This window comes from Kineosporia rhizophila, assembly GCF_021277265.1.
Taxonomy (GTDB): Bacteria; Actinomycetota; Actinomycetes; order Actinomycetales; family Kineosporiaceae; genus Kineosporia; species Kineosporia rhizophila.
Window position 1 is genome coordinate 1 of the sequence record NZ_JAJSOH010000045.1, and the last position, 14820, is coordinate 14820.

The following is a 14820-nucleotide window of genomic DNA, read 5'->3' on the forward strand; positions in this document are numbered from 1 at the left end:
TCGCGCTCGACGTCTTCGTCATCGGGCGCAACGTGCACGAACCCTCGATGAAGGAGTGGACGATCTGGGCCACCTGATCCTGGAACGTTGCCTGGTGGTGCGGGGTTGCGATCAGCAACCGGGGCAGTCCCGGGACGACTACCGGCGACGGTTGCGGTTCCTGCTCGACGGTCTGCGCGCCCCGGCCGCCTCCGCCCGCCGAACGGGTGGCGAGAGTTCAGTCGGGGCAGCCCCCGAGTCGAAACAACCTGGGTGAGCCGTGCCCGCGTCGATGCGCTGATCCGACTGCACCTGGCTGTCGGCGTCTCGTTGTCCGTCGTGTGCACCCTGATGCCCGCCGGGCTCTGGCACGACGTGCTCTACACGTTCATCAGTTTCGGGTGCGTGGCGATGATGGTGGTCGGCATCCGCCGGCACCGTCCGCCCGCCTCGCTCGGCTGGTGGGTGGTCACCGCCGGGATCGTGGTCTGGGCGGCGGCCGACGTGCTCTGGGCGGTCTACAACTGGATCCTGCACATCTCGCCGTTCCCCTCTCCCCGCCGATGCGCTGTACCTGATCAGCTACATGGTCATCGCCGCCGGTTTCTGGTGCTTCGTGCGGGCCCGGCGCGGTGAGGGCGACCGCGAGGGTTTCACCGACGCGGCCATCTTCACCGTCGGCTCGGTGCTGGTCAGCTGGGTGCTGCTGATGCGGCCCGGTCTGGAGTCGGCCGGCGAGTCGGCCACCGAACGGGTGCTGGCCGCCGCCTACCCGCTCGGCGACCTGCTGATGCTGGCCCTGCTGGTGCGCCTGCTCACCACCACGGGCTCACGCACCCCCGCGTTCCGCTGGCTGGTAGCGGGCAACGCGCTGCTGCTCGTCGCCGACTGCGCCTACCAGTACACGTCGATGACCGAGACCTACACCGGCGGCCTGATCACGCTGCCCTGGCTACTGAGCTACGTGTGCTTTTCCACCGCGGCCCTGCACCCCTCCATGCGTCGCCTCACCGATATCGGCAGCGGCGAGACGGACCCTCAGTTCACCCGCGGCCGCCTGCTCGCCCTGACTCTGGCAAGTCTGGTGGCCCCCGGCACCCTGCTGCTGCAACTGGCTCTGGGGTTACGGGTGGAGGCCTGGGCCGTCGGCCTGTCCTCGGTCGTCCTGTTCCTGCTGGTGGTCTGGCGCATGTCCGGCCTCCTGCGGCGCTTGGACGAGCAGGCGTCCAGGCTGGCCGACCTGGCCCGCACCGACGCCCTGACCAACCTGCCGAACCGCCGCACCAGCGACGCCGAACTGGAGCGCCTGCAGACCCGCGCCCGCGCCGAGGGCTCACCGCTGTGCGTGGCCGTGCTCGACCTCGACCGCTTCAAGTCCTTCAACGACACCTTCGGCCACCAGGCCGGGGACAGCCTGCTCGTGGCCGCCGCCGCAGCCTGGAAGGCCCACCTGGACGCCGTCGGGGCCGGCGCCGGGCCCGAGCGCTCGGTGATGCTCGGCCGCTGGGGAGGGGAGGAGTTCGTGGTGCTCCTGCTGGGCCACGACCTGCCTGCAGCGGCCGCGCTGATCGACTCCCTGCGCCCCACCACCCCCGCAGGGCAGACCTTTTCGGCCGGAGTGTCGGGCTGGGACGGCCTGGAGTCGGCCGCAGAGGTGTTCGCCCGGGCCGACGCCGCGCTGTACGCCGCCAAGGCCGGTGGACGTGACCAGGTGCGCGTGGCCGATCCACCCGGCCCCCGCTCAGGCGAGGCGCCTGCGCCGAAGGTTCAGCCGGGCGCCGCGGCGGCCACCGAACCGGTGACGTAGCGCTGGAGCTAATGCAAGGCGTCGCGAACTCGTCCTTGGTGGACTGTCGCAGTGACAGTCGAGCTGCGCGAGATCACTCCTGGCAACCGTCCCGCGGTGGAGGCGCTGCGCCTCGCGCCTGGGCAGGAGCAGTTCGTCGATGGAGTCAGGAACTCTCTGACCGAGGCTGCGGCGGAAGCCCTCGGCCAGGCCCTGGTTCCGCGCCGTCTGTGCGCAGGCCGAGCCCGTGGGGTTCGTGCTGCTCAAGGACGGCGTACCGGAAGACTCCAGGTTCCGCCCCCCGGTACAGCCCGTACTACCTGTGGCGGTTCCTGATCGATGAGCGTCACCAGCGGCGCGGGTACGGCACCGCAGCTCTCGACCTGGTCGTGGCCTACCTGCGCACCCGCCCCGGGGCCGAGATCCTTCTGACCTCGGTGGGTCCCGGGCCGGGGCTCTCCACGGGGTTTCTGTCTGCGGTACGGGTTCACGTCGATGAACGAGGTGAACGACGACGACGAGGAGTTGTTCTTCCTGCCCCTCGGCGGCGGGGGATCCGGCTCTGGGATGCTGCCCGGATGATCGTGTACGTGGTCTCCCATCCCGAGGTCCGGGTCGATCCGCTCGTTCCGGTGCCGCAGTGGCAGTTGTCGGCGGCCGGGCAGGAGCGGGTGCAGCGCCTGGTGGCCATGCCGTGGGCGCGATCGGCCGGCTTCGTGGCCTCCAGCGCGGAACGGAAGGCGCTGCAGACCGCGCAGGCGATGGCCGAGGCCAGTGGGTGTCGCGTGCACGTCGATGCCGAGCTGGGTGAGAACGACCGCAGTGCAACCGGGTTCGTGCCGCCGCAGGAGTTCGAGGCGCTGGCCGATGCTTTCTTCGCCGAACCTGAGCGTAGCGTGCTGGGGTGGGAGACAGCGCTCGACGCGCAGCAGCGCATCGTGCGGGCCGTGGACCGGGTGCTGGAGCTGGCCCGGCCGGCGGTTGGGACGCGCGACGGCGGAAGCGTGGTGCTGGCCACGCATGGCGGGGTGGGCACGCTGCTGCAGTGCGCTCTGCGCGGCGTGGCCATCTCGCGGCGCTTCGACCAGCCCGGGCAGGGCAGCTGGTACAGCTTCGACAGCGTGACCCGGCAGGTTGCGCAGGGCTGGCAGCGGTTGTGACGGGCGGTTCCTTCAGCTGACCAGCGGTCCCTCCTCGCTTCCGGTGCGCCCCGCCAGCGCCTGCACCGCCTGCGGGTCGTGAGAACTGAGGCGGTCGACTTCTTCGCCGCCGTCGCAGCGCAGCAGGGCCACGGTGACCGACCCGCTGGTGCGGGCGGCCACCTGCCACGTGCCGCCAGCCTCTTCCCAGCGGCGCAGTGCCTGCATCAGATCGGGCTGGTCGGGCTGGACGGGCTGGACGGGACTGGAAGGATCGGTTGCGGGCATGAGGCCAGCCTCAGGCCCGGGCGGTGCGGGGGCAAGCACTCAGAGGAGGACGAGCGGATGCAGACCTGGTTGACGCAGCGGTTCGGAGTCAGGGTGCCGGTGGTGTGCGCGCCCATGGCCGGGGTCGCGAGCGGGCGGCTGGCCGCGGCAGTGTCAGCGGCCGGGGCCCTGGGCATGGTCGGGGTGGGGGCCCGGCACTCGCCGGAGTGGGTCACCCGCCAGGCCGCGCAGGCGGCGACCGGGGTCTTCGGGGTTGGTCTGCAGGCTTGGGTGCTGGAGAGCCGTACGCAGCAGATGGATGCCGCGCTGGAGGCCGGGCCCGCGCTGGTGTCGGTGAGTTACGGCGACTATGCGCGCTGGGTCGAGCGGGTGCACGCGGCCGGGCTTCCGCTGGCGACCACGGTGGCCACGGCCGAAGAGGCGCGGGCGGCCCTGGCGGCCGGGGTAGACGTTCTCGTCGCCCGGGGGCGCGAAGGCGGCGGTCACGGGCGGGACGCGATGGGCACGCTGCCGCTGCTGCAAGACGTGCTGGACGTCGCCGGTGACGTGCCGGTGCTGGCGGCGGGCGCGATTGCCGGTGCGCGAGGGCTGGCCGCCGTTCTGGCGGCCGGGGCGGCCGGAGCCTGGGCGGGGACGGCGTTCCTGACCTGCGAGGAGTCCGACACCCCGGCGGCCGCCCGGGCGCGGCTGGGACAGACAGGCGGGGCCGACACCGTGTACACGCGGGTCTTCGACGTGGCGGCGCGCTCCGGCTGGCCGGCCGAGTTCGGGGAGCGCGCGCTGCGTAACGGTTTCCACGACGAGTGGGTGGGCCGGGAGGACGAACTCGCCATCAACGACGGGGTGGCCGAGCGGTACCGGCGGGCCAGTGCGGCGCTCGACTACGACGTGGCCTGTCTGGACGCCGGGCAGGGGGTAGGACTGCTGAAGGCGGAAGCATCGGCAGTCTCGGTGGTTGCCGAGTTCGCCCGTTGGGAAACGCTCCAGGAAGGCAGTGTCCGCAGGCGCGACCGTACCCCTGAGGGCCGTCCTCAGCAGAGCCGGCCGCGCGACGCTCTGGGGCGGCCGCTGCCGTACGGGCACCCCGACGGTGTGGAGCCGGTCTCGGAAGAGCCGCTGCCGCCGCCGGAAGCCCTGGCCTTTGCCCAGACCCTGCTGGGGCAGGGGCGGGCGTTCTCGGCTCACGAGGTGCTGGAGGCAGCCTGGAAGGCCGCGCCGGCGCAAGAGCGGGACCTGTGGAAGGGGCTGGCGCAGTTGTGTGTGGCGATCACGCACGCGCACCGTGGCAACCAGGCCGGTGCGACCACGCTGTTGCAGCGCGCCCAGCAGCACTTGGGCGGCTACGCGGGGAGCCCCCCGCACGCCGTGGACGTGGACGGGCTGCTGGCCTGGTGCGGCCGGATCCGCGAACCGCGCGACCTGACGGCGAGTCTGCCGCGACTTCAGGGTGAGCGCCCGAGCGAGGAGGCGCCCGGCGGCCCTGCCCGGTACCCCGAAGTAGGCGGCTGACCTGCGGAGCAGGCCCTAACCTGCTGCGGGTGCAGAAGACGCGCCTGGACACCGCCCGCATCCGCGCTGCCCGCAGGGTGATCGATCCGCTCTTCCTCAACACCCCGTTGTACCGCTGTGAGCCGCTGGAACCGGTGATGGACTGCAAGGTCAGCATCAAGCTGGAAACCGCCAATCCGGTGCGCAGCTTCAAGGGCCGCGGAGCCGAGCTGGTCACCGAGGAAGTGGTCGCGAACGGCGGCAGCGCTCTGGTGTGCGCCAGCGCGGGCAACCTGGGGCAGGCCCTGGCCTGGTCCGGGCGGCGACGGGGGCTGGACGTGAAGGTCGTGGCCCGCCGACAGGCGCCGCCGGTCAAGCTCGAGCGGATGCGTGCCCTGGGGGCCACGCTGGAACTGGTCGACGGCGACTTCGAGCAGGCTCGCGAGCGGGCCGTGGTGCTGGCCCAGCGCGACGGCGTCCGGCTGGTCGAGGACAGCCTCGACCTGAGCACCTGCGAGGGCGCGGCCACGATCGGCCTGGAACTGGCCGAGAGCACCTCGGGCTTCGACACCGTGCTGATCGCGCTGGGCGGCGGGGCCCTGGCCACCGGGATCGGGCACGTGCTGCGGACCCTGGCCCCGGGCGTCGAGGTGGTCTGCGTCCAGCCGAAAGGCGCTCCGGCCCTGACCCTCTCGTGGCGCCGGCGACAGGTGGTCAACACCGAGACCATGGAGACGATCGCCGACGGGGTGGCCGGGCGCTTCCCCATCCCCGAGGTGCTGCAGGACCTGCTGCTGGTCGCCGACGACGCGGTACTGGTGGAGGAGGAGTCGATCGTCGCGGGCATGCGGTTGCTGCTGGAGCACGCCGGGCTGGTGGTCGAGCCCTCGGCCGCACTCGGCCTGGCCGCCGTCCTGGAAGACCGCGAGCGCTTCGCCGGACGGCACGTGGTCACCATCGTCTGCGGCAGCAACGTGGAGCTGGAGGCCTACCGCGGCTGGGCCTGGTGACCGGTCCGGGAACCGGTCACCAGACGCCGGTGGATCAGGTGCGGGGCAGAACCACCGCCTTGCCCAGTACGCCGCGCTCCTCCAGCGAGGCGACGGCCGCGCCGACCTCGTTCAGGGCGTAGGTGCGGTGCACCGGCGGATCGATCCGGCCGGCCTCCAGCAGCGGCACCAGCCGGTCCCAGTCCTCCTGGAAGATCTCGGGGTGCTTGAGCAGGTAGGCGCCCCAGCCGACGCCGCGCACGTCGATGTTGTTCAGCAGCAGCCGGTTCACCTTGACGGTGGGGATGTCGCCGGCGGTGAAGCCCAGCACCAGCAGCCGGCCCAGCGGGGCCAGGCAGCGCAGCGAATCGGTGAACCGGTCACCACCGACCGGGTCGACCACCAGGTCCGCCCCCGCTCCTGACGTCAGCTCCAGCACCGCGTCCTTGAACCCCTCGGCCAGCACCACCTCGTCGGAGCCCAGGGCCTTGACGAAGTCGGCCTTCTCGGGGGTGGAGACCACCGAGATCACCCGTGCGCCCCAGGCCTGGGCCAGCTGCAGGGTGGCCGTGCCGATACCCCCGGCCGCGCCGTGCACCAGCACGGTCTCGCCCTCGCTGAGACCGCCGCGCCGGATCAGCCCGTGGGCCATGGTCAGGTAGTTCAGCGGCAGGCAGGCCCCGGCGGTGAAGGCGACCGACGCCGGCAGGTGGAGCACCCGGTCGGCCGGGGCGGCGACGGTCGGGGCGAAGGCGCCCACGGTGGTGGCCGCGACCACCCGGTCGCCCGGTGCGAAGCCGCTGCCCGGCTGCGCCTCGCGCACGGTGCCGGCCAGTTCGCCCCCCATCACGAAGGGCAGTTCGGGCTTGTACTGGTACAGGTTCCGGGACATCAGCAGGTCGGGGAAGTTGACCCCGGCGGCCTCGACGTCGATCAGGATCTCACCCGGCCCGGCCACCGGTTCGGCGATCTCGTCGATCTGCACCGACCGCGGCCCGTTTGTGCTGGTGATACGTGCTGCCCGCACTGTTCCTCCTCATCGTGAAACAGGTCTGCCCTCGCTCGAGAGGCGTGGTGCGGCCTACCGTAGGCAGATGGACCAGGCTGTGCACAGCTGTGCCCGGACGGAATCGGGGGAAGTATGAAGCGAAGTAAGGGAAGTCGGGTGAGCAGCGTGCGCGAACGGGCGTTCGTCGCCTACATCCGCGGCGCGTACCGGTACGCGGCCTATCGCCGGGAACCGTTGGCACAGCTCATTGTCCGGCGCCCGCAGCGTGACCCATACCCGTTGTACGACACGATCCGCAGCCGCGGACAAGTGGTACGCAGCACACTGGCCCCGGTTTACATCAGCGCCTCGCACGAGTTCATCTCCCAGGCGGTGCGCGCCCCGCAGTTGGGGGTGACCGATCCGCCGCGACTGAGTTCGGGCCTGGTGCGGCCGGTGGAGGACTCGTTCCTGATGCGCAATCGGCCCGACCACCCACGGCTGCGTCGCATGGTCACCCCCTGGTTCACCGCCAAGGCGCTGCAGCAGCGCCGTGAGGCCCTGCTCGGGCTGGCCCACCAGCGTCTCGACGAGCTGGCCGGCCGGCCCCGGTTCGACGTGGTGCAGGACTACTCGGTGCCGCTGGCGGTGCGGATCATCTGCCGGCTCACCGGCCTGCCTCTGGAGGACTGGCGGCGGCTGGCTGCGATGGGCGAGATCCTGCCGCTCTCCACCACTGCCGGCCTGCCCAACACACGCCGCCAACGACGTCTTCAGTCGGGGTGGGAAGACCTGAACGTCTATCTGGACGAGGCGATCTCCGATCGCCGGCGGGCCCCGGAGGGGTCGCTGCTGGCCTCGCTCTCCGAGCGGGCCGATGATCCGGGCCAGCTGAACCGGTTTGATTTCAAGGCCACCCTGGGCGTGTTGCTGATCGCCGGATTTGAGACGTCGGTTGGCCTCATGGGTCACCTGACCTCACGTTTCGTCGACCATCCGGAGCTGCGCCGGGCTGCCCTGGCCGACCGGGAGGTCCTCGGCCGGGCGATCGAGGAGATGCTGCGCTACGAGCCGCCGGTGCAGTTCACGGCGCGGCGGGTGCATCAGGACTGCGAGATCGCTGGGCAGGAACTACGGGCCGGGCACGAGGTGTTCCTGCTGCTGGCCGGGGGCTGCCGCGATCCGGAAGTGTTCGAGCAGGCCGACACTTTCCAGCTGGATCGCCCCAACAGCAAGGCCCATCTGGCGTTCTCGGGCGGTGAGCACTACTGCATCGGCGCCGGTCTGGCCCGGCTGGAGACCGAGATCGCGATCCAGGCCCTGTTCGAGCGGCGGCCGGAACTGCGCCGGGCCGGACGCCCACAGTGGCAGCCCACCCAGAACATCCGCGCCCTACGGCGGATCCCGTTGCGCTCATGAAACTCTCGGCGCGGCAGATCTTCCAGCACGCGGTCCAGGCCGGATTCACCCCCGACCAGGCGACCACCATGACGGCGATCGCCCTGGCCGAGTCCGGGGGCCGGGCGGGCGCCCACAACCCGCGCGGTGAGGACTCGCGCGGGCTCTGGCAGATCAACGTCCAGGCCCACCGGCACCTGGCCGAGCACGACCTCTATGATCCGTCGGAGAACGCCCGCGCCGCCTACGAGGTGTCCCGTCAGGGCCGCGACGTTTCGCCGTGGACGGTCACGCACCGCGGAGAATCGGCGCGCTACCGGAAATTTCGTGCCGACGCTCAGGCCGCTGCGGTCGCCGAGGGGTATCCGGAGGGGCTGGGCGTGTGGAGTGGAACCCCGGGCTACGGCCATCGCCTGTCGCCCGGGGCACCTCCAGCGCAGGAGTAGGTCAGGGCAGCGGCGTTTCCCAGTCCAGCTGCCGGGCCACGTCCTCATCACTGAACGGGGCCGGCGGCAGCTTCGGCGGCGGGCCGGAAGCACCGGTCATGGCGGCGCTGGCGGCAATGTTGTACTCCGTGCGGGGCCGCCGCAGCTGCTCGTACTCCTTGAGGGCGTCGCTCTGGTTCTCGCTGTCGCGCAACGCCTTCGCCAGCACCACCGCGTCCTCGAAGGCCATCGAAGCCCCCTGGCCGGTGGCCGGAGAAGCCGCGTGGGCCGCGTCCCCAATGATCAGAATTCGCTCGCTGTGCCATTTCTCGACCTGAGGCAGGTCGCGGGCGTTCGTGGCCAGGATGCCCCCGGTGGCGGCGACGATGTCGGCGGCGGGCGTGCGGTCCTGCCGCAGCCCTTCCGCCAACTCGGCCCGCAACTGCGGTGACGGTTCCGTGCCGACGTGCTCGAGAGCGTCCGCAGTCTGTCGTGCGAACCAGTAAGTCTGGCCCTCGGGCGAGACCGTGTAACCGAAGTTCGCCGCCCGCCCCCGCACCATCGTGATCCGGCCCGGCACGCTGGGCGGCACGAATTCCTTGGTGTAGCCGTAGAAGACCCGCTGTCCGGCATATCTGGGCCCGGCCGCGCCCGGGTCGATCATCTGGCGCACACCGGAGTTCAGCCCATCGGCCCCGACCAGCAACTGCGCCGTGACCGTGCTGCCGTCGGCCAGCTCGGCCGTCACCCCGTCCGCCTCTTCCCGCGCCGACACCAGCGCGGCCCCGTGCCGCAGCTCGATGCCCTGCGCCACCACCTCGGCCTGAAGCGCCGCCGTGAGTTCGCTCCAGCGCAGGCACCGGAACCGGGTCAGGGGATCCTCGTGCTCGCCCATCGGCCGGCTGACCAGTTCGGTGCCGTTCTCGTCGAGCGCACTCATCGAGGTCAGGTCGAACCCGGCCCGGCTCACCGCCTCGGCCGCCCCGAACTGCCCCAGCGCCCGCATCCCGTTGCTCGCCAGCGTGAGGAACGCGCCCAGGTCACCGGCGGTGCGCGGATGCGCCTCGCAGACCACGACCTCCAGGCCGGCCCGGTGCAGGGCCAGGGCGGCAGCGGTACCGGCGATACCACCGCCGGCGATCACAACTTGCGTCTTTTGTCCGGCCACGGCCCGCAGCCTACCCAGGGCGAGGGCTCTTGGCCGATCTCAGGCGGTCAGTTCGACCAGGCCGACGATGCTCATGGCGAGGAAGTTGTTCACCAGGTGCACGATCACCGCAGGCCAGATCGAGCCGGAGCGGTGGAGGAGCAGGGCGCAGACCGCGCCGATGACGAAGGCGCCGGGCAGGACGTTGTTGACGCCGTGGGCCAGGGCGAACAGGGCGGAACTGGCGATCACCGAGATCCACAGGCCGTAGCGGGCCAGGGCGTTGGCCAGGACGCCGCGCCACAGCAGTTCCTCGGCGACCGGGGTGGCCACGGCGCCGAGCAGGAGCATGAGCAGCAGGACGGGGATGCTGCTGCCGGTGGCGGTCTGCAGGCCCTCCTGGGCGTTCGTCTCGTCGCCGGTGACGGTGCGGTAGAGCACCCCGACCACGATGTTGGCCATGAAGCAGGCCAGCCCGGCGGCCACGCCGATGCCCAGCCACCGGCGCGGGACCCGGCGCACGCCGAAGACGGCCAGGTCACGGATGCGCAGGAAGTAGGCGGCGGCGAAGGGGCCCAGGCCGAGCAAGATCGACAGGGCCACGGCCACGAGGCCGAGCTGGACCGGGCGCTCGTCCGGCACGAGGCCGGCGGCGATGATGGTCAGGCCCAGGCAGGCGACGAAAGCTGCTGCTGCGACCGCGATCTCGGGCCAGCCGGGGCGGGGCTGAGTGGTGCTCGGGGCGTGGGTCCCGGGGGAGATCACGTCGGTCAACGGGGCACCCTCTCGCGCTACAGCTCAGCCGGTGGACAATCCGAAGTTAGGGGGATTGTCCACAATCGGCCACCGCGGGCGCGCAGAGTCAGAGCCGATTCAAGCCGATTCAGGGCAGGCCGGCGATGCAGGCGTCGGCCGCGGCCTCGTCGGTCGGGTACTGGATGTGGCAGGCGGAGATCTGGCTGCTCGGGTCGAGCGGGCCGTCCAGCTGGCGCCGGTCGGTGCCGGCCAGGAGCAGCATGGCCGTGACCACGCCGACGACCGTGGCGGCCATCAGGGCCAGCGTGAGGCCGAGCATGACCTTGCGGTCGCGGTCTTCCGGCAGCGGAGGACGGCGGCGCGGGGCCCAGCCTTCCAGGCTCTCGGCCAAGCGAATGCCTCCAACGATGACGCGCGGCCCCTGGTCGACGAGGTGGTCGTGGCCAACGGTCGGCTGTGCTGTGCCCCTCGGGCGGGCAGCTCCGGGGGATGTCCTCTGGGCCGGGTCGGCAGCCGCTCAGAACAGAGACATGTTGTCACCTTCGCGAGGGATGTGAAAGAGGAGTCCCGCGAACGGACGACTGCGGCGGCCTAGGTGCGTGGAGAAGCCCTGGTCGGGCGGCCGGTAACGATTCAGAAGACCGAGGCCCAGACCACCTCGTTGTCGCGGACGAACACGTTGACGCGCAGGTAGCTGAGATCGTCGGTACGGGCTCCGTGGCAGTCCCCGTCCTCGCCCAGCACCCGTACCTCGTTGCCGTGCTGCTTCAGGAACCGCCGCAGTTCGTTCAGCGACTGACCGGTCAGGTCCGGCCGGGTTCCCTTCGGATCGGCATAGAGTCGGGTGTCGTTGGCGCTGCAGGGCCAGTCCGCGAGGGCGGTCCGGGGCAGGTCGGCACCCTGGTCGGCCGGGCGTCGCTGGTCGTAGTTCGTCCAGTAATAGCGCCCGAGGGTGGTGCGTTCCGGTCCGGTTCCGCTCTCGAAGACCAGGTCACCGCCCTCGATGCGGGCCGAGTCGGCGGCTTCCAGAACCCTGAGGTTCGGCACATTGGCGCAGCCGATCCGGGTGGTGCCGCGCGGCGGGGTCCAGGTGAAGGTGCCCTCGGGATCGATGCGGTAGGTCCCGGTCGACTTGTTGCACCCGTCGCTCTCCTTCCAGGCCCCGTCGTCGGTGAACGTGATGCCGGCGTCCTGGAACGAGGAGTCGCTCCGGGTGGGGGTGAAGCCGGGGATCGCTGCTGGAGACCAGGTGCCGACGATGGCCCGTTGCATGGCCGAGGGGGTCGAAGGCGTCGGGGAGGGCGGCGGGGGTGCGGCGGCGGGTGCGTCGGCGCACGCACCGAGAACGAGAACGGCGGCGAGCGAGGGCCAGAGCCTCCTGAACGGCATGGGCAAGGGATAGCAGTTCGCGAGTCGCGCCGGGTCGGCTTGGGCGGATCCAGTGAGGTTCGGCCCCGTTCGTCCACGGGGCGAGGAGCCGATCACACCGGGCCGGAACCCTCCAGCAGGGCCAGTAGTCCAGCCTCGTCCCGGGCAGCAGTCTGCGGCCCCAACACCCCCAGCCTGCGCAGCCGCGACGTCACGGCCAGCACCCAGGGCCGCCGCAACCGGGCTCGTTCCAGCACCTCGTCGTCGTCGAGCAACTGCGCCGCCGTTCCCTGCTGAGCGGTGCCCCCGCTCAGCACCACGACCTCGTCCGACCAGGCCAGGGCCAGATCCACGTCGTGGGTGGCCATGATCAGCGTGGTGCCCTGAGCGTGCAGGCGGGCCAGGGCGTCGACGGCCTCGACACCGGCGGCGGGGTCCAGCCCGGCCGTCGGCTCATCGAGCACCAGCACGGCCGGGCGCATGGCCACCGCCCCGGCCATGGCCACGCGCTTGCGCTCGCCGAAGGACAGCTGATGGGTCGGCCGGTCGGCCAGGTGAGTGGCGGCCAGCAGGTGCAGCGCCTCGTCGCAGCGGGCCCGCACCTCGGCGTCGGGCAGGCCCTGGTTCACCGGCCCGAACGACACGTCCTCGCGCACCGAGGCGGAGAACAGCTGATCGTCCGGATCCTGGGTGATCAACTGCAGCCGGTGCCGGTGCTCGCGCAGGCCCGCCCGGGAGTGCCGCAGTTCGCTGCCGCCCACACTGATCCGCCCGGCGGTCGGCTTCAGCGCGCCGGAAAGGCAACGCAGCAGGGTGCTCTTGCCCGAACCGTTGGCGCCGAGCACGGCTGTGCGTGAGCCCGCGGCAATTTTCAGGTCCACCCCGGCCAGCACCGGCGGCCCACCGGTGTAGGCGAACTCCAGGCCGATCACTTCGGTGTTCACTGCGCCACCCCGAGCGAGACCGCCACCAGGGTCACGAGCCCGGCCAGGGTGCCACCGACGAACCAGATTGAGGACGTCTGCTGCTGGCCGACGGTTCGCATCACGCCCTCGAAACCTCTTCCGGCCAGGCCCGACTCCAGGCGCCGGGCCCGCTCGAAGGCGCGGGTCAGGGTGGCGGCGGCGAGGGTGGAGGCCGAGCGCAGAGCCGCGCGGCGGGAGGTGTACCCCAGCCGGGCGGTCTGCGCCGCACGCACCGCGCTCACCGACTCCAGCAGGACGAACAGCAGGCGGTAGATCAGGCCGGCCACATCCACCACGGCCTCCGGCACGCCCCGGCGCCGGGCCCAGGACAGCAGGTCGGTCATCGGGGTGGTGGCCGCCAGCAGCAGCACCGCGCAGGTGCCGGCCACCGCGTGGGCCAGGGTGGAGGCGGCTGCGGCCAGGGTCTCGGAGGTGACCGTGGGACCGAAACCCTCGCTGCGCCAGGTGATCGCGATGCTCAGCGTGCCCAGGACGATGAACGCGGCCGGGCCCGAGGCCGCCCGCACCAGCAGGTGCACCGGCACCCGGCCCGGCCCCAGCATCAGGCCCAGCGCTGCCGCCGTGACCAGCGCCGAGGCGGGCCAGGGCGGCAGCACCAGGGCGCTGATCACCAGTCCCAGGCTGAGCAGCACCTTGTCGCCGGGGGAGTACTGCCGCCAGGGGCTGGCCCAGGCAGCGGTGTCGATGGCCGGAGCACTCACGATTCGGAGGAGACCTCGGCCCTGCGGCGGTTGCCGGAAAGCCGGCCGATGATGAACCCGAGAGTGCCCGCGCCGACCGCCGCCTGCAGGGCGAACAGGCCGGACTCGATCTCCCCGGAGGAGGGCTCGAACAGCGGGTTGAACCAGACGTCGTAGTCCGGGTTGATCTCCTCGACCTTGGTGGTGGCCGAGGAGTCGCTGCCGGCGTACGACTCGCCCTCGGGCTGCCCCTCGGTGTTCAGCCGGAGGGCCAGTGGGATGGCGAAGATCGCGAAGACGAGCAGCAGCAGGGCCACGTCGACGGCCCAGCGGCGCGGGGTGCGGGTGGCCATCAGGCACGCTCCTCGGCGGCGACGGTGGATTCCGGCAGGGCGCGCTGCAGGCCGAGCGAGCTCAGTTCGTCCGGGGCGATCCGGGCCAGCAGGCGGAACACCAGCACGCCCAGCAGTCCTTCGGCGATCGCCAGCGGGATCTGGGTGAGCGCGAAGATGCCCAGGAACTCGCCGATCGAGCCGAGAACACCGCCGGAGGGGTCGGGGTGGGCCAGACCGAGCTGGATCGAGGTGACCACGTAGGTGGACAGGTCCGACAGCGACAGCGCGGCGAAAACGCCGACGGAGAAGGAAAGTCCCAGCGTCGAGCAGGCCCGGTAGGCCCCGTACCCGACCCACGGACCAACGATCGCCATCGAGAACGCGTTGGCCCCGAGCGTCGTTAATCCGCCGTGAGCCAGCAGCAGAGCCTGGAACAACAGCACGATGGCGCCCAGCACGGCCATCACCGGTGGCCGGAACAGCACCGCCCCCAGACCGGTCCCGGTGGGGTGACTGGAACTGCCTGTCACGGAGGGGAGTTTGATGGCGGACAGGACGAAAGTGAAGGCCCCGGCCGCACCCAGCAGCAGGCGCGACTCCGGGCGTTCGCGCACCTCGCGGACCACACAGCGGGCGCCGTGCACGACGAACGGGGCGGCGGCCACCGTCCAGGCGGCGGCGTGGAGCGGGGGCAGGTACCCCTCAGCGATGTGCATGCAGCACCTCGCCCTGGCAGACGTGTCTCATCGGATCTCCTCGGGTCCTCGCCCTGGATCGGATGCGACGGCCGAAGTCTCCTGGCTTCCCGGATCGACGCTCGCCCCGGCCTTCCGGCCCGATGGAGGGCCGTGGCACGGCATGGGGGTCTGCTTCCCGGTGACAGTGGCGGGACCGCGCCGGATTCACACCGGCTTCCTTCACTGCCGTCGCGGTGAATGTGTAGTTGTGACTGGCTCGGGCATCATGCCATGGCTCGGGGCCTGAGCAGAATGCCTGCCCGGGATCGGGGCGCAGCACAACGGGCCCCCGGTCCGCCTGAGCAGACCGGGAGCCCGATGTGCGGTGCCG

The 14820-nt window shown here is 71.4% G+C and carries 17 protein-coding genes, 1 pseudogene and 1 riboswitch; of the genes and pseudogenes, 8 read left to right on the top strand and 10 right to left on the bottom strand.

Going from position 1 to position 14820, the window contains the following annotated elements:
- Positions 1-252: 252 nt before the first annotated feature.
- The 4 genes and pseudogenes from LWF15_RS33670 to LWF15_RS33680 all read left to right on the top strand — a co-directional run bounded on the left by LWF15_RS33670 (position 253) and on the right by LWF15_RS33680 (position 2925).
- Entirely contained in the window at positions 253-615 is a 363-nt protein-coding gene (locus LWF15_RS33670; RefSeq protein ID WP_232815050.1) for a hypothetical protein, read from the top strand.
- Complete coding sequence (locus LWF15_RS33675) at positions 566-1786, top strand: GGDEF domain-containing protein (RefSeq protein WP_232815051.1); 1221 nt, start codon at positions 566-568, stop codon at positions 1784-1786. Before LWF15_RS33670 ends, LWF15_RS33675 begins: the two co-directional genes overlap by 50 nt.
- A gap of 11 nt (positions 1787-1797) precedes the next feature.
- Positions 1798-2181 (top strand): annotated as a pseudogene (locus tag LWF15_RS38325) (GNAT family N-acetyltransferase); the annotation flags it as partial.
- A gap of 162 nt (positions 2182-2343) precedes the next feature.
- The gene (locus LWF15_RS33680) at positions 2344-2925 is read left to right on the top strand and encodes a histidine phosphatase family protein (protein WP_232815052.1); all 582 of its coding nucleotides are present in this window, start codon (positions 2344-2346) and stop codon (positions 2923-2925) included.
- A gap of 12 nt (positions 2926-2937) precedes the next feature.
- Here the strand turns inward: LWF15_RS33680 and LWF15_RS33685 are convergent, their stop codons facing one another.
- Positions 2938-3192, bottom strand: a complete 255-nt coding sequence (locus LWF15_RS33685) for a hypothetical protein (RefSeq protein WP_232815053.1) — start codon at positions 3190-3192, stop codon at positions 2938-2940.
- A 57-nt stretch (positions 3193-3249) separates the two neighbouring features.
- Between LWF15_RS33685 and LWF15_RS33690 the strand changes: the two genes are divergently transcribed.
- Both LWF15_RS33690 and LWF15_RS33695 read left to right on the top strand, forming a co-directional pair.
- A complete protein-coding gene (locus LWF15_RS33690) occupies positions 3250-4701 on the top strand; it encodes a DUF309 domain-containing protein (RefSeq protein ID WP_232815054.1) in 1452 nt (483 codons plus the stop codon).
- 29 nt (positions 4702-4730) lie between these two features.
- Positions 4731-5690, top strand: coding sequence for a threonine ammonia-lyase (locus tag LWF15_RS33695; RefSeq protein WP_232815055.1), 960 nt, complete (start codon positions 4731-4733; stop codon positions 5688-5690).
- A gap of 34 nt (positions 5691-5724) precedes the next feature.
- Here LWF15_RS33695 and LWF15_RS33700 read toward each other — a convergent pair whose 3' ends face one another.
- Positions 5725-6696, bottom strand: coding sequence for an NADPH:quinone oxidoreductase family protein (locus LWF15_RS33700; RefSeq protein WP_232815056.1), 972 nt, complete (start codon positions 6694-6696; stop codon positions 5725-5727).
- A gap of 138 nt (positions 6697-6834) precedes the next feature.
- Here LWF15_RS33700 and LWF15_RS37990 point away from each other — a divergent pair, with 138 nt between their 5' ends.
- Together LWF15_RS37990 and LWF15_RS33710 are read left to right on the top strand one after the other, a co-directional pair.
- On the top strand, positions 6835-8076 hold the full coding sequence (locus tag LWF15_RS37990) for a cytochrome P450 (RefSeq protein WP_232815057.1): 1242 nt from the start codon (positions 6835-6837) through the stop codon (positions 8074-8076).
- On the top strand, positions 8073-8501 hold the full coding sequence (locus LWF15_RS33710) for a transglycosylase SLT domain-containing protein (RefSeq protein WP_232815058.1): 429 nt from the start codon (positions 8073-8075) through the stop codon (positions 8499-8501). The genes LWF15_RS37990 and LWF15_RS33710 overlap by 4 nt, the downstream gene beginning before the upstream one ends.
- 1 nt (position 8502) lies before the next feature.
- Here LWF15_RS33710 and LWF15_RS33715 read toward each other — a convergent pair whose 3' ends face one another.
- The 8 genes from LWF15_RS33715 to LWF15_RS33750 all read right to left on the bottom strand — a co-directional run bounded on the left by LWF15_RS33715 (position 8503) and on the right by LWF15_RS33750 (position 14468).
- Entirely contained in the window at positions 8503-9648 is a 1146-nt protein-coding gene (locus LWF15_RS33715) for an FAD-dependent oxidoreductase (RefSeq protein ID WP_232815059.1), read from the bottom strand.
- 39 nt (positions 9649-9687) lie between these two features.
- A complete protein-coding gene (locus tag LWF15_RS33720) occupies positions 9688-10392 on the bottom strand; it encodes a type II CAAX endopeptidase family protein (RefSeq protein WP_232815089.1) in 705 nt (234 codons plus the stop codon).
- Positions 10393-10510: 118 nt separating this feature from the next.
- Positions 10511-10774, bottom strand: a complete 264-nt coding sequence (locus LWF15_RS33725; protein WP_232815060.1) for a hypothetical protein — start codon at positions 10772-10774, stop codon at positions 10511-10513.
- 242 nt (positions 10775-11016) lie between these two features.
- Positions 11017-11772 (bottom strand): META domain-containing protein, encoded by a 756-nt coding sequence (locus tag LWF15_RS33730; RefSeq protein WP_232815061.1) that lies wholly within the window; start codon positions 11770-11772, stop codon positions 11017-11019.
- Between the two features lie 92 nt (positions 11773-11864).
- On the bottom strand, positions 11865-12695 hold the full coding sequence (locus tag LWF15_RS33735) for an energy-coupling factor ABC transporter ATP-binding protein (RefSeq protein ID WP_232815062.1): 831 nt from the start codon (positions 12693-12695) through the stop codon (positions 11865-11867).
- The gene (cbiQ, locus tag LWF15_RS33740) at positions 12692-13438 is read right to left on the bottom strand and encodes a cobalt ECF transporter T component CbiQ (protein ID WP_232815063.1); all 747 of its coding nucleotides are present in this window, start codon (positions 13436-13438) and stop codon (positions 12692-12694) included. The genes LWF15_RS33735 and cbiQ overlap by 4 nt, the downstream gene beginning before the upstream one ends.
- Positions 13435-13770 carry an energy-coupling factor ABC transporter substrate-binding protein gene (locus tag LWF15_RS33745; protein WP_232815064.1) on the bottom strand — a complete coding sequence of 112 codons (336 nt, stop codon included), beginning with the start codon at positions 13768-13770 and terminating at the stop codon, positions 13435-13437. Before LWF15_RS33745 ends, cbiQ begins: the two co-directional genes overlap by 4 nt.
- Complete coding sequence (locus tag LWF15_RS33750) at positions 13770-14468, bottom strand: energy-coupling factor ABC transporter permease (RefSeq protein ID WP_232815065.1); 699 nt, start codon at positions 14466-14468, stop codon at positions 13770-13772. Before LWF15_RS33750 ends, LWF15_RS33745 begins: the two co-directional genes overlap by 1 nt.
- A gap of 74 nt (positions 14469-14542) precedes the next feature.
- Positions 14543-14670: riboswitch (cobalamin riboswitch) on the bottom strand.
- Positions 14671-14820 lie beyond the last annotated feature (150 nt).

What these genes read in the sequence shown, in the direction of transcription:
- LWF15_RS33675 (WP_232815051.1), top strand. Translation starts at nt 566, where the DNA reads ATGGTCATCGCCGCCGGTTTCTGGTGCTTCGTGCGGGCCCGGCGCGGT.
- LWF15_RS33680 (WP_232815052.1), top strand. Translation starts at nt 2,344, where the DNA reads ATGATCGTGTACGTGGTCTCCCATCCCGAGGTCCGGGTCGATCCGCTC.
- LWF15_RS33685 (WP_232815053.1), bottom strand. Translation starts at nt 3,192, where the DNA reads ATGCCCGCAACCGATCCTTCCAGTCCCGTCCAGCCCGTCCAGCCCGAC.
- LWF15_RS33690 (WP_232815054.1), top strand. Translation starts at nt 3,250, where the DNA reads ATGCAGACCTGGTTGACGCAGCGGTTCGGAGTCAGGGTGCCGGTGGTG.
- LWF15_RS33710 (WP_232815058.1), top strand. Translation starts at nt 8,073, where the DNA reads ATGAAACTCTCGGCGCGGCAGATCTTCCAGCACGCGGTCCAGGCCGGA.
- LWF15_RS33730 (WP_232815061.1), bottom strand. Translation starts at nt 11,772, where the DNA reads ATGCCGTTCAGGAGGCTCTGGCCCTCGCTCGCCGCCGTTCTCGTTCTC.
- LWF15_RS33745 (WP_232815064.1), bottom strand. Translation starts at nt 13,770, where the DNA reads ATGGCCACCCGCACCCCGCGCCGCTGGGCCGTCGACGTGGCCCTGCTG.
- LWF15_RS33750 (WP_232815065.1), bottom strand. Translation starts at nt 14,468, where the DNA reads ATGCACATCGCTGAGGGGTACCTGCCCCCGCTCCACGCCGCCGCCTGG.